General features: G+C 54.4%; 13 protein-coding genes and 1 riboswitch. Of the genes, 10 read left to right on the top strand and 3 right to left on the bottom strand.

From position 1 onward, the window contains the following. Position 1 precedes the first annotated feature (1 nt). The gene (locus tag ABWV47_RS13105; RefSeq protein WP_353312509.1) at positions 2-547 is read right to left on the bottom strand and encodes a hypothetical protein; all 546 of its coding nucleotides are present in this window, start codon (positions 545-547) and stop codon (positions 2-4) included. 132 nt (positions 548-679) lie between these two features. Further along, positions 680-1,549 carry a hypothetical protein gene (locus ABWV47_RS13100; protein WP_353312507.1) on the bottom strand — a complete coding sequence of 290 codons (870 nt, stop codon included), beginning with the start codon at positions 1,547-1,549 and terminating at the stop codon, positions 680-682. 122 nt (positions 1,550-1,671) lie between these two features. Between ABWV47_RS13100 and miaB the strand changes: the two genes are divergently transcribed. The 10 genes from miaB to trmB all read left to right on the top strand — a co-directional run bounded on the left by miaB (position 1,672) and on the right by trmB (position 11,420). Beyond that, complete coding sequence (miaB, locus tag ABWV47_RS13095; RefSeq protein WP_353312505.1) at positions 1,672-3,012, top strand: tRNA (N6-isopentenyl adenosine(37)-C2)-methylthiotransferase MiaB; 1,341 nt, start codon at positions 1,672-1,674, stop codon at positions 3,010-3,012. Positions 3,013-3,245: 233 nt separating this feature from the next. Beyond that, positions 3,246-3,821: an OmpA family protein gene (locus tag ABWV47_RS13090; RefSeq protein WP_422063382.1), complete on the top strand. Its 576-nt coding sequence runs from the start codon at positions 3,246-3,248 to the stop codon at positions 3,819-3,821. A 12-nt stretch (positions 3,822-3,833) separates the two neighbouring features. Then, positions 3,834-4,133: a hypothetical protein gene (locus ABWV47_RS13085; protein ID WP_353312503.1), complete on the top strand. Its 300-nt coding sequence runs from the start codon at positions 3,834-3,836 to the stop codon at positions 4,131-4,133. Between the two features lie 184 nt (positions 4,134-4,317). After that, positions 4,318-5,352 (top strand): PhoH family protein, encoded by a 1,035-nt coding sequence (locus ABWV47_RS13080; protein WP_353312501.1) that lies wholly within the window; start codon positions 4,318-4,320, stop codon positions 5,350-5,352. Positions 5,353-5,423: 71 nt separating this feature from the next. Continuing rightward, positions 5,424-5,930: an rRNA maturation RNase YbeY gene (ybeY, locus tag ABWV47_RS13075; RefSeq protein ID WP_353312499.1), complete on the top strand. Its 507-nt coding sequence runs from the start codon at positions 5,424-5,426 to the stop codon at positions 5,928-5,930. Positions 5,931-5,967: 37 nt separating this feature from the next. Further along, positions 5,968-6,864, top strand: a complete 897-nt coding sequence (locus ABWV47_RS13070) for a hemolysin family protein (RefSeq protein ID WP_353312497.1) — start codon at positions 5,968-5,970, stop codon at positions 6,862-6,864. Then, positions 6,857-8,383 carry an apolipoprotein N-acyltransferase gene (lnt, locus tag ABWV47_RS13065; RefSeq protein WP_353312495.1) on the top strand — a complete coding sequence of 509 codons (1,527 nt, stop codon included), beginning with the start codon at positions 6,857-6,859 and terminating at the stop codon, positions 8,381-8,383. The genes ABWV47_RS13070 and lnt overlap by 8 nt, the downstream gene beginning before the upstream one ends. A gap of 24 nt (positions 8,384-8,407) precedes the next feature. Next, a riboswitch (SAM-SAH riboswitch) is annotated at positions 8,408-8,455 on the top strand. Between the two features lie 4 nt (positions 8,456-8,459). Then, positions 8,460-9,641, top strand: a complete 1,182-nt coding sequence (gene metK, locus ABWV47_RS13060; RefSeq protein WP_353312493.1) for a methionine adenosyltransferase — start codon at positions 8,460-8,462, stop codon at positions 9,639-9,641. A 139-nt stretch (positions 9,642-9,780) separates the two neighbouring features. Next, positions 9,781-10,641, top strand: coding sequence for a bile acid:sodium symporter family protein (locus tag ABWV47_RS13055; RefSeq protein ID WP_353312491.1), 861 nt, complete (start codon positions 9,781-9,783; stop codon positions 10,639-10,641). A 53-nt stretch (positions 10,642-10,694) separates the two neighbouring features. After that, a complete protein-coding gene (gene trmB, locus ABWV47_RS13050; protein WP_353312489.1) occupies positions 10,695-11,420 on the top strand; it encodes a tRNA (guanosine(46)-N7)-methyltransferase TrmB in 726 nt (241 codons plus the stop codon). On the opposite strand, the gene ABWV47_RS13045 is transcribed toward trmB, so the two are convergent. Beyond that, a complete protein-coding gene (locus ABWV47_RS13045; protein ID WP_353312487.1) occupies positions 11,407-12,435 on the bottom strand; it encodes a hypothetical protein in 1,029 nt (342 codons plus the stop codon). The genes trmB and ABWV47_RS13045 overlap by 14 nt on opposite strands. Positions 12,436-12,597: the final 162 nt, after the last annotated feature.

Below are 12,597 nucleotides of genomic sequence, written 5' to 3'. Positions count from 1 at the left end.
ATCAGCCCCGGATTGTCCGGCAGCGGTCATCAAACGGTGGCGCAAGCTTGGCAACCCAACCTTGAACAAGGAATTGATCCTCTTCAAAGCTGTAGGTCAGAACCTGACCATCGATAAGTGCAATCGCATGTGGCGCGCGGCCATAGGGGTCAAACAATTGGGACACTGATCTTCGTAGGTCGAGCAACGAGACGCATGCGGCATCTTGGCGTGTTCCTGCTTTGTCGATTTGCCGTTGTGCAGCAAACTGTGTGGCGCTGATGGTCAAAATCAGAGCTAGTACGCCAAAAACGGGAAAGAGTGCGACGCGAAACAAGACGCGTTGAAAGATGGCGAGCTTTTGAGTGGCAAAGCCCCACACTCCGCACAGAAGCACTAGGGTGATTGCGGAAACACCCAAAAGGTTGGATTGGCTGAGGGACGAAAGTACGACGTTACCCCAAATCATCGCCACCAAGGGCGGAAATGGCACAACATACAGCCAGTGCACGATTGGCACATAGCACGCCAGAAACACAAAGATCACCGAGGACTGCAACATCGCCACGTGAAGTTTGTTTTGATGCGTGAGGTTCTCTTGCGAAATCGTCCTTGCGAGGCTCCAAATAATGGCACCCCACCATCCTGAAACAAGAAAAATTGCGAGGAAACCAACCAGGAAAACCATTGAGACGTCAGCTCAGAACCACTGTCCGGGCTCCATCAGGCCTAGATCAAGCAGCTGTCTTGAATGCCATTCAAACGGAACAGAGTTGTGCCAGCTGAATTCTTGGATATCGAACGTGGAGCCAGGATTGGATTTCAGCGCTTTGGCTGTGCGAAATGAGACCACGGCGGCGGTCAGATTGTTATGCCATGGGCAGGCGTAGGTGTTGTATTCTTGGTTATCAAACGTGAAGTCTTCAAGCAGAGACAAGTTTTCTTGTGTGCGAAAAATCGAGATGCGGTCGATTTTGCGCTTCGTGGTTGGGATATGCTCTTCAAAACGCCAGCGCAGACCGCCAAAAAAATCCAACTGCCGGTCTTTTGGGTGGTTGTGGTTGTCTGCATCGGGGCGGGCCAGCGCGTAATAGCCTGAGCGGTCAAGCAAAGGGGCGTCCAGAGAAACGGCATTGGGGTGGGTGTTCAAGTCAGAGGCATACAAATCTATCACGTAGGTGAGCATCGCGTCGCGACGCTCTTCTGTGTGAAAGGCCAGCATCTCCGCGATGCTGCGAGTCTCACAAAACGGAAAGAACAGATATTCGGCATTGAAACAATAATAGACCCATAGGTCCGGGGCGGCCTTGCTGATGGCATTGACGGTATCGAGCATGGCTTGCCCGCGGGGTGAGGGCATGTCGATGCGCGGGCAAAGCGCTTGCAGTTCCTCGGTCAATTCGAATTCGCGCGGCATAAAGGCGATCACGGATTTGAAGCCAAGTGTCAGATGGTGATGCAATGTGCTGTCAATTTCGACATCATCTTCGACAAAGACCAGCGCAAGCGGTCCTTTTGCAAAATGCTCTTTGCCATCGCGCAAAAAATGCGCCAATGAATCGTACGTCATGCACTGCCCCGCATGTGGTTTTTGCCTTTATGCGCTTCAAAATCGGTCAAAATCCACTGCATTGCAAGCACCCCCCTTTTTGATGTAGGGAAGCGCCCTGAAACCGCGACAGGATATGTCTTATGGCCGACAACACGACCGCTGACAAAAAGAAGCTCTTCATCAAGACCTACGGGTGCCAGATGAACGTCTATGACAGCGAGCGCATGGCCGAAGCCATGGGCGGCGCGGGATATGAGACCACTGACACGCCGGATGATGCAGATATGATCCTGCTGAACACCTGTCACATTCGAGAAAAGGCTGCTGAAAAAGTCTATTCCGAGCTGGGTCGGTTCAAAGGATTGAAGGCGGACAATCCGGACCTGAAAATTGGTGTGGCTGGCTGTGTGGCTCAGGCCGAAGGCAAGGAAATCATGCGGCGCCAGCCTTTGGTCGATTTGGTTGTTGGGCCTCAGGCCTATCATCGCTTGCCGGAGATGGAAGCCAAGACGCAGCAAGGCGTCAAAGCGCTGGACACGGATTTTCCCGAAGAGGACAAGTTCGAAAAGCTAAAAGGCCGCTCCAAAGCCAAACGCGCGCCAACTGCTTTTCTGACGGTGCAGGAGGGCTGCGATAAGTTCTGCGCGTTCTGTGTCGTGCCCTACACTAGGGGTGCCGAGGTCAGCCGCCCAGTAGACCGTGTGTTGACCGAGGCGCGCGATCTTGTGGAGCGCGGTGTGCGGGAAATCACCTTGCTTGGTCAGAATGTGAATGCCTACCACGGGGCGCACAACAGCGGAGATATGACGCTTGCTGGCTTGATCTGGGAACTCAACAAAGTTGACGGCCTCGAGCGCATTCGGTTCACCACCAGTCATCCCAATGACATGATGGACGATCTGATCGAGGCGCATGGCAGCTGTGACAAACTGATGCCCTATCTGCATCTGCCCGTGCAGTCTGGTTCCAACAAAATTCTCAAACGTATGAACCGCAACCATGACCGGGAAAGCTACATCAAATTGATTGAGCGCATTCGTGCGGCGCGGCCTGATATTTTGTTGTCTGGCGACTTCATCGTTGGTTTTCCTGAAGAAACAGAGCAGGATTTTCAGGACACCATGGATTTGATCGAAGAGGTCAAATATGGGCAGGCTTTCAGTTTCAAATACTCCACCCGTCCCGGCACTCCTGCGGCAGAGCGCCCCTTGGTGGATGATGCTGAGGCCAGCGAACGGCTGTATCGCTTGCAAGCTTTGATTGCTCAACAACAGCGCGCCATTCAAGACAGCATGGTCGGACGCAACGTGAATGTGCTCTTTGAGAAGCCTGGGCGTCTTGAGGGGCAGATGGTTGGCAAGTCGGAATACTTGCATGCGGTGCATGTGGCTGATGCCAATGCAAAAATCGGCGAGATCAAACGTGTGAGAATCGTGGAAAGCGAGCGTAATTCTCTGGGTGGGGTTCTGGTGTCGGATTGATCCCGAGTCGGAAACAATAACTGCTCATATGAAAGCATTGAGAACGGCGTCCTGCATCAAGTAGGGCGCCGTTGCCACATTTTGGTCATATTTTCTCGTCTGAGGTCAGTGAATTAAGGATTTCTTCTTCACATAAGGCCCAATTCGGTTCATCTTGAACGGATAGTGAAAGCCTTGATTTAGAACGTGTTTCAACTAAGCGGGTTTTCGGGGGATATGGAGAGGTAGTCGCTGTGGCGAAGAATTCCAAGAACAAGGCGCGGGCTGCGCTGGGGGGCGTGGCGGCTGCCTGTGTTGCGCTTCTGAGCGTTGTTGAGCCCGCAATGGCGCAAAACCAGCGCACCATTCTGGGACAACGGTATGTACCGACCGTTTGGGTTGACCCGGATGGATGTGAGCATTGGGTGATGGACGACGGTGTGGAAGGATATATGACACCACACGTCAATCGTCAGGGCATACCAGTATGTCGGCGTGGTAACGTATGTGGCGTGATGAACGCGGATCAGTTTTTTGCGACTGACCGGTACAACATCAATACGGCCAACCGCCAAAAATTGGCGGAGTTCTTTCAGAGCTCCACGGCCTCGGCATTTATCATTGCGGGACATACTGACAGCCGCGCCAGCGATGAATACAACATGCGCTTGAGCTATAACCGCGCGAATTCTGTGGCAAAAGTTGCCCGTGGCACTGGCGCACGGGTTGTGGATGTACGTGGCTATGGTGAACGCGTGCCGCGTGCGTCTAACGGCACAGCTGCTGGCATGGCGGACAACCGTCGTGTCGAAATCATCTGTCTGCGCTGAGGAGGGCTGGATATGAAACTTATCAAAGGCGTTTTGCTTTTGTCTCTGGCCACTGCCGTGTCCGGTTGCATCACCAACAAAGTTGACAAAACTGTAGACAACGCGCGTGACAGCGGCCACCTGAGCAATTTGACAGCAGGCATCTGGGTTGATCCCAACGGCTGTGACCATTGGATTATTGATGATGGTGTTGAAGGCTACTTGTCTCAGCGCTTGGATCCATATGGCAAACCAGTCTGCTCTGGTGCAGCCCCTCCCGGTGTGGCCACGGGGCCGTTCAAATCGGGCTCGGGTTTCGCCGATTCGATCTGATCGCATAGAAAATATTGTAAATCGCCGCCGACAAATGTCTGGCGGCGATTTTGCGTTTGCTGCGGAAAAACAGGGCCTAACGCGAAATTAAGTGGCCCGTCATGGAAAATTCATTTGTCACCGCTTGCGCCTGTGCACGCAACTTGGCACCATTGGGTCAGACCTTTCGCCACAGGAGACGTGATTGCCCAACGGCACAACCACCGCACCGCCCGCCACCTCTGCAGCTCAGCCCACCGCTGTTGAATTTCCAGACAATCGCTTGTTGATTGAGCTTTGTGGTGAATACGACCGCAACCTTGCAGATATTGAACAAAAGGTCGGGGTGCAGATCCTGCGACGTGGCAATTTGCTCGATATCCACGGCGACGCGACCGCACAGGCCGAAGCCGCTGAGATCCTGAACGCGCTCTACACCCGGCTGGAAAGCGGCAAATCTGTTGAAACGGGTGACATTGATCGAGAAGTGCGCATGGGGGGCTCTGAAGTTGATACCGGTGTTCGCGACGGCGATCAGATCGAGATGTTCAAAGGCGGGCCGGTTGAAATCAAAACCCGCAAAAAACTGGTCGAGCCGCGCACAGATGCGCAAAAAGCCTATGTGTTGTCGCTGTTTAACAACGAGCTGGCCTTTGGAATTGGCCCGGCTGGCACCGGCAAAACCTATCTGGCGGTGGCGGTGGGCGTGTCCATGTTCATCTCCGGCCAAGTGGACCGCATTATCTTATCGCGGCCCGCTGTGGAAGCCGGCGAGAAACTTGGCTATTTGCCCGGCGATATGAAGGACAAAGTCGACCCTTATATGCAGCCGCTTTACGATGCGTTGAATGATTTTTTGCCCGCCAAACAGCTGGGCAAGCTTATCGAAGAAAAGAAAATCGAAATCGCGCCTTTGGCCTTTATGCGCGGGCGTACCTTAGCGAATGCCTTTGTTGTGCTTGATGAGGCTCAAAACGCAACAACCATGCAGATGAAGATGTTCCTCACGCGTTTGGGCGAGGGATCACGCATGGTGATCACGGGTGACCGAAGCCAGATAGACTTGCCCCGTGGTGTGCCATCGGGGTTGAAAGACGCGGAACGTCTCCTGTCCCATATTCCCAATATCAGCTTCAATTACTTCACCGCAGATGACGTAGTGCGTCATCCTCTGGTGGCTGCGATCATCAAAGCCTACGATGCGGATGCTATACGTGCGCTGCAGAACAAAGAAAAATAGACTTGGCACTCCATGACCAAAGGTATCCACGAGGGCGTGGGGGCTATCAGCCCTCACGCGGCGCACGTTAAATGTTGACCGAAACGCTCATCGAAGACGATCGTTGGCGTGTCCTAGAGTTTGAAACGCTAGCCGAAACGGCCGCAACAACCACTCTCCTGCACCTGAACCTAAGGCCTGCTGACTTCGAAATCGCGGTTCTGGCCTGTGATGATGCGAAGATTGCGGTTTTAAACGCAGATTTTCGCGACAAAGAAAATGCCACCAATGTGCTGAGCTGGCCCAGTGAGGAGCGGGGCGTAGACATCGACGGCGAAGTACCCGATCCACCAGAACCAGCATTTCCAAGCATACCTGAAGAACTGGGTGACATCGCGATTTCCTATGATACTTGTGCTCGGGAGGCGGCGGATGCGGTGAAACCTATCACCGATCACGTCATCCATTTGATGGTTCACGGAACGTTACATCTTTTGGGTTACGACCATATCCGTGACAAAGATGCCACTTTGATGGAGGCGCTTGAGGTGGCCATACTTGGCAAAATGGGTCTATCGGACCCATATGACGTGAACTGACGGGGTAGTCCCGGAAAATAAATTGTGGAAAGGGCCAATGGGCGACACAACAGACGGGTCTTCTAACGCAGCGCTTCGCGCGCAGCCGACAGGCCAAACATCACCGACAAAAGGCTGGTTTGCCCGCCTCTTTGGTATGACGGAGCCCCCAGCAGCCGAGGCGCATAGCGCGGCAACGCCTAAGGTCCCCCCCCATCAAGCACATGGTATGGTCAACTTACGACGCATGCGCGTTGAAGATGTGGCTGTTCCTAAGGCAGATATTGTGTCGGTGCCTTCTACGATCAGCAAACCCGAATTGGTGCAGCTGTTTCGCGACAGCGGCCTGACCCGCTTGCCGGTCTATGAAAATACTCTGGATACGCCGGTTGGCTTTGTTCATTTGAAAGATTTCGCCCTGCGTTATGGGTTTAATGGCAATGGCAACGGCGACTTTGACGTCACCAAAGAACTCCGTGATTTGTTGTTTGTGCCCCCATCAATGGCGATTGGCGTTTTGCTGACCAAGATGCAGACCGAGCGGCGTCATATGGCGTTGGTGATCGATGAATATGGTGGTGTCGACGGGTTGCTGACCATCGAGGACCTGATCGAACAAGTCATCGGGGACATCGAAGACGAACATGACGTCGAAGAGGCCGATTTGTTTATCGAAGAAAAACCCGGCTGCTATCTGGCGTTGGCCAAAACTCCGCTGGAAGACTTTGAGGCCGCCATAGGCCGCTCCCTCAGTCATCACGCGGAAGTTGACCGGGAAGAGATTGATACGCTGGGCGGGTTGGTCTTCATGCTGAGCGGTCATGTGCCCGCGCGTGGTGAAGTGGTCGAGAGCCCGGATGGGGTCGAGTTTGAAGTTGTGGATGCTGATCCGCGCCGGATCAAACGCCTGCGCGTGTTTATGCCCAGCCCCTCGGTTGTAGTGCAAGATGGCTGACGCCGTGATGCGAGGCAGAGGGCGATGGGGTCGTCTGCGTCCGGTGGCGCTGGCAATTGGATTGGGCGGTGTGGCTGGCTTGGGTCATCCGCCCTTTGATCTTTGGCCTCTGACACTTGTGGCTTTTGCGGGTGCATTTGCGCTGCTTATGCAGACGGCTGGATGGCGCGCGGCGTTTTGGTTGGGGCTGAGTTTTGGCACCGGCTATTTCGCCGTTTCGTTAAACTGGATTGTGGAACCCTTTTTTGTTGATCCGCTGCGCCACGCTTGGATGGCGCCGTTTGCAATTGTGTTTTTGTCTGTTGGGTTAAGTTTGTTTTGGGCAGCCGCCTTCGCCTTGGGAAAATTGCTCAGCCCATCAGCGTGGCCTGTTGTGCTGACCATGACTGGTGCGGAGCTTGTGCGGGCCTACATCCTGACCGGCTTTCCCTGGGCGATGCCCGCTTACGTTTTGGTGGATCGCATGGTGGGGCAGGTGGCTTCCTTTGTGGGGTCACATGGGCTGAACCTTCTATTTCTGTCGGCGGCGCTGATATTGGCGCATTTCATCACCCAACGGGGCCGCAAACGTGGGGCTTTTGCCGTGGCAAGTGTGGTGGCGCTGTTGGTGCTTGGCTGGCCGATGTCAGCCCCAAACTCCACGGCCAGCATACCTGATGTGCGCCCGATTGTGCGTTTGATCCAACCAAATGCACCGCAACATCAGAAATGGGATCGCGAATACGTTGGTATCTTTTTTGAGCGCCTTGTGCGCTTCACGTCGGCAGGTGAGGCACGGCCTGACTTGATTGTTTGGCCGGAGACTGCGGTTCCGGTTTTGCTGAACTACGCTGATGAGTCCCTCGAGATCATAGCGAAATCCGCCCGAGGCGTGCCGGTTGTCTTGGGGCTCAATCGGTTTGAAGGCAATCGACTTTATAACGCGGCCGTTTTGTTGGACAGCGCCGGAAGTGTTTCGGCAATTTACGACAAGCATCACCTAGTGCCGTTTGGTGAGTATATACCGCTTGGAGATCTATTGAGTTGGTTTGGTGTCACCGGTATGGCCAGCCGAGATGGAGATGGATTTTCAGCAGGTCCAGGTCCGACGGTGATGGACCTTGGTGTGCTGGGCAAAGCGCTGTTGCTGATTTGTTATGAGGCGGTTTTTCCGCAAGACGTGCGGGCCGCGCCGGAGCGCCCCGAGTTCATTCTTCACCTGACCAACGACGCGTGGTTTGGAAACTTCTCTGGGCCCTTTCAGCATTTGTCCCAAGCCCGGATGCGCGCGATTGAAAACGGCTTACCGGTCCTGCGCGCAGCCAACACCGGGGTCAGCGCTGCGATCGACGCGCACGGACGGGTGCTGGCAGCATTGGACCTAAACACAGAAGGGTACTTGGACGTACCCCTCCCAGAGGCGCGCCCCGCAACACTTTATACACAAAGCGGTGATAAGCCCGTCGCAGCTATTGTTGTGCTGCTGCTTCTGTTGACAGGGTGGCGCAAGGGGGGGCGAATGAGATTGACCCCATCCTGACGGTTGCGTAAGGCAAAGAGGACTTTGTCGCCACAACGGCTTCCTGACGTGGCGATCTACTTCAATGGAGCATTTCATGACACGACAGAACTACACGTTTACCTCCGAAAGCGTATCGGAGGGCCATCCTGATAAGGTCTGTGACCGTATCTCAGATGCTGTGCTTGATGCGTTCTTGGCCGAAGAGCCAGAAGCGCGCGTTGCAGCAGAAACCTTTGCCACCACTGACCGTGTGGTGATCGGGGGCGAAGTGGGCCTGTCTGATCAGGACAAGCTGCATGACTACATGGGCCGCATTGATGAAATAGCGCGCGCATGCATTAAAGACATCGGGTATGAGCAGGATAAGTTTCACCACGAGACGGTGGAGATCACCAACTTGTTGCACGAGCAGTCTGCGCATATCGCCCAAGGGGTTGATGCCGCAGACAACAAAGACGAGGGCGCGGGTGATCAGGGCATTATGTTCGGATACGCGACCACAGAAACCGACGCGCTGATGCCAGCGCCGATCCAGTATGCACATGCGATCCTGCGTCGCTTGGCGGAAGTGCGTAAGTCGGGCCAGGAGCCAACGCTGGGTCCAGACGCCAAATCGCAGCTTTCGGTTGTCTATCAGGACGGCAAGCCGGTAGGGGTGAGCTCGATTGTTTTGTCCACTCAGCACTTGGACGAAAACATGACCAGCGACGATGTTCGCGCTGTGGTTGAACCTTATATCCTTGAAACCTTGCCCAGTGGCTGGATCACCGAGTCCACCGCCTGGCATGTAAATCCAACCGGCAAGTTCGTAATCGGCGGCCCCGACGGCGACGCAGGTTTGACTGGTCGCAAGATCATCGTGGACACTTATGGCGGTGCAGCACCGCATGGCGGCGGCGCTTTCTCGGGCAAAGATCCCACAAAAGTGGATCGCTCTGCGGCTTACGCGGCGCGTTATTTGGCCAAGAACGTTGTCGCAGCGGGCATGGCAGAACGCTGTACGATTCAGTTGTCTTACGCGATTGGTGTGCCTGAGCCGCTGTCGATCTATGCGGATACATATGGGACTGGCGATGTTGCTCCTGCTGAGATCGAAAAAGCGATCCGCAATGTGATGAGCCTGACTCCGCGCGGCATTCGCGAGAAACTGCAACTGAACAAGCCGATATACCAACGCACTGCTGCCTATGGCCACTTTGGCCGGACGCCGGATGCAGATGGTGGCTTTAGCTGGGAACGTACGGATCTCGTTGAGGATCTGAAGAAAGCCATCTAAGCAAAATTGTTTAGCCTTAGACAGAAGCCCGCTGGTGATCCCGGCGGGCTTTTTTGTTCGACGTTCTGACCTTACGGAAGTCTTTGGTTTGCATCGGGTTTTGTGCGACCTTCGCCTTGGGAAAAGGGAGGAGTACGCAATGCTGATTGATGTGGCTTTGCCGCTGTCACTGGCGATTATCATGTTTTCACTTGGTTTTGGCCTGACGTTTGCCGATTTTGGTAGGGTGTTGACCATCCCAAGGGCGGTGATCACAGGGATGGCGATGCAAGTTCTGGCGGTGCCTGCCGTGGCGTTCGTTTTGGTTAGTTTCACAAACCTGCCGCCGGCAATGGCCTTCGGTGTGATGCTCCTGTCTTTCTGCCCCGGTGGGGTGACGTCAAACATACTTACGAAACTGGCAGGCGGCACAGTGGCATTGTCCATCACACTCACTGCTGTGGTGAGCCTCTTCTCGGTTGTTACGGTGCCCGTGCTTGTGGGGTGGGCTGCAACGACGTTTTTGGGCAGCGCTGCGCCTGAGATAAACGTCACCGCCATAGGTATGAGCATGTTTGTCATAACGGCCGTACCGGTCACTCTGGGGGTTTTGTTGCGATTTATCGCGCCTGATTTTGCGGACAAACAAGAAAGTCGTGTTTCGATGGCGGCCTTGGTCCTTTTTGTGGTGATCGTGGCTGCGGCTCTGGCCACCAACTGGACGATGTTTGTGACACATATTGCTGGTTTGGGGCCGATCCTCATCGGGCTCAATGCTGTGTTGTTGATATTGGGGGTGGTTGTGGCGCGTGTTTTAGGGCTTTCGGGACCGGACGGGTTATGTATCTCGGTCGAAATGGGCGTGCAGAATGCCACTTTGGGCATTGCCGTCGCGGGCCTTATTGCCCAAACCGGAGGCATTCCGGACTACGCTATTCCCGCTGCTGTGTACGGCATCACGATGTATGTTGTCACCATTCCAGGCATGTTCGTTTTGCGGATGATCTTTGGCAAAACTTGACCTTTGGCGCGGCTTTGGGCAAAGGCGGGGCCGCATATAAGGATCACTCTGTCATGTCTGACGACAAAAACCCAACCCACCATCCTTCTGGTGCGCCTTGGCGCAACTTCTATGGACGTTTCAAAGGCAAAGGCATGCGCCCCAGCCAAGAAGCATATCTGGATGAAGATTTGGCAGCGTTGTCACCCGGCAAAGTAGGGTGGGAGGAAAATCCTGAACGCGACAACATCGACCTGAAGGCATTGTTTGGAGACAAAGACGTCTGGCTGGAAATTGGTTTTGGCGGCGGAGAGCATATGGTGCATCAGGCTTCGCAAAACCCTGATGTGGGCATGATCGGCTGCGAGCCTTATATCAATGGTGTCGCGATGCTGTTGGGTAAGATCCGGCAGGCAGGGACGGATAATATCCGTGTTCACCCCGGCGACGCACGTGACATGTTTGATGTGCTGCCGGATGAAAGTCTCAGCCGCGCGTTTTTGCTCTACCCTGATCCTTGGCCGAAAAAGCGCCACCATCGCCGCCGTTTTGTGACCGCAGATCACCTCGAACCTCTGTCGCGCAAGCTTAAGCCGGGCGCAATTTTTCGGGTCGCAACGGATATTGAGGACTATGTGCGCCAGACGTTAGAGCAGGTCCCACGTCAAGGGTTTGAGTGGCTCGCAGAAAAACCCTCCGATTGGCGCGAGCCTTGGGAGGATTGGATTTCAACACGATATGAGCAAAAGGCATTTCGTGAAGGGCGCACGCCGCACTATCTGACGTTTAGGAAGGTTTAGGCTGCACTGGGTCGTTGAGAAACAACACGATCCGGGCTTTTACAATCCAGGCCAACCCAAAAGCCCAGAGAGCTGCGGCCTCAACGTAGTAGGTAAAATTCCAGTGGTTCCAGGCCGAAAACAAAGGCGCACTGCGCAAAGCCTCTGAAACCGTGTTGGCCGCCAAAAGCGCGCAGCTCGCAAAAACAACAAGTGCACAGAGGCCATAGAGATTGTTTCTCCAGTATTTGGAACGTAACAGCTCGCCGTCTGGTTGGTGGATCGAAGGGACAATGCGTCGCAACGGGCGCCAGCAATAGAACCCCAAAAACAGGAAGACCGTTGCCGCCCCAACTGCATGAAGCAGGGCAGAGTGATCAAAAAGGCGCAAAAGATCATCGCCACTTTGGGCGGAAATACTGGGTGGGGTTTGATTGTTGACCATTACAAAGACGCGAGACATGCTCTGTGCGGTCTCGTCACACCCCGTGCCCGCTGTTGGAAAAATCGCGAGTAGAATAGCTCCAATGCCCGCGATGTTGGACCACGTGTTCTCTCCTCTGCTCCCGCCTCTATAGGCCATCAAGAATGCGCCAATAAAGAAGAGCATGCCGACAAAGATCGGCCCTGCATAGGGATCAAAATAGAAATGGCTAATGCTGTCTCTTGCGCAGTTCTCGGTCACGTCTGCCACTTTGGAAACAGCAACTGGTAACAAAAAGCTCACAGCGCCGACCAGAAACGCGAGCCGCTTTTGATCGACCGATTGTTCGAGCCCAAAAGACACGGCGTGTGCCTTGAGTGCTCTAGAAAGAGCTCTGCGAATCGCCGCGAGATGTGTCGGCACGTTTAGCCCGGTCGCGGGCTGTACAATCGCAGCGGTTGGTAGACCTCCTTGTCCCAGAAGGCCCAAAACCTCCGCGAGCTCGCTGGATGCCTTTTTGAGAGTGGGGTCGGATTTACTTGGATCTAACAAACTTTCGTCCGGTTGAAAGCGCCTTGTCGTTCCGTTTGCCAAAAGGTCAAAGAGCCACACCTGTCAATCTCCCTATTCCACCGGCGGTTATGATGTCCGTAAATTTCCCGTTAAACGATAGAAGGTGCAGGCGTGTTTGGATAGAATTTTTGGCATTGAGCCTATGACCATGGACGCGCTTCAGTTGTTGCGCTAACAGCAGGGCTGAACGCAAGAAGGATA

The sequence above is a fragment of the Shimia sp. NS0008-38b genome (assembly GCF_040370365.1).
GTDB lineage: Bacteria > Pseudomonadota > Alphaproteobacteria > Rhodobacterales > Rhodobacteraceae > Shimia.
This window is presented reverse-complemented; position numbering and strand designations above follow the sequence as displayed.

Excerpts from the sequence above, each read along its gene's own strand:
- ABWV47_RS13100 (WP_353312507.1), bottom strand. The coding sequence starts at position 1,549 with ATGACGTACGATTCATTGGCGCATTTTTTGCGCGATGGCAAAGAGCAT.
- ABWV47_RS13055 (WP_353312491.1), top strand. The coding sequence starts at position 9,781 with ATGCTGATTGATGTGGCTTTGCCGCTGTCACTGGCGATTATCATGTTT.
- ybeY (WP_353312499.1), top strand. The coding sequence starts at position 5,424 with ATGTTGACCGAAACGCTCATCGAAGACGATCGTTGGCGTGTCCTAGAG.
- metK (WP_353312493.1), top strand. The coding sequence starts at position 8,460 with ATGACACGACAGAACTACACGTTTACCTCCGAAAGCGTATCGGAGGGC.
- miaB (WP_353312505.1), top strand. The coding sequence starts at position 1,672 with ATGGCCGACAACACGACCGCTGACAAAAAGAAGCTCTTCATCAAGACC.
- lnt (WP_353312495.1), top strand. The coding sequence starts at position 6,857 with ATGGCTGACGCCGTGATGCGAGGCAGAGGGCGATGGGGTCGTCTGCGT.
- ABWV47_RS13070 (WP_353312497.1), top strand. The coding sequence starts at position 5,968 with ATGGGCGACACAACAGACGGGTCTTCTAACGCAGCGCTTCGCGCGCAG.
- trmB (WP_353312489.1), top strand. The coding sequence starts at position 10,695 with ATGTCTGACGACAAAAACCCAACCCACCATCCTTCTGGTGCGCCTTGG.
- ABWV47_RS13085 (WP_353312503.1), top strand. The coding sequence starts at position 3,834 with ATGAAACTTATCAAAGGCGTTTTGCTTTTGTCTCTGGCCACTGCCGTG.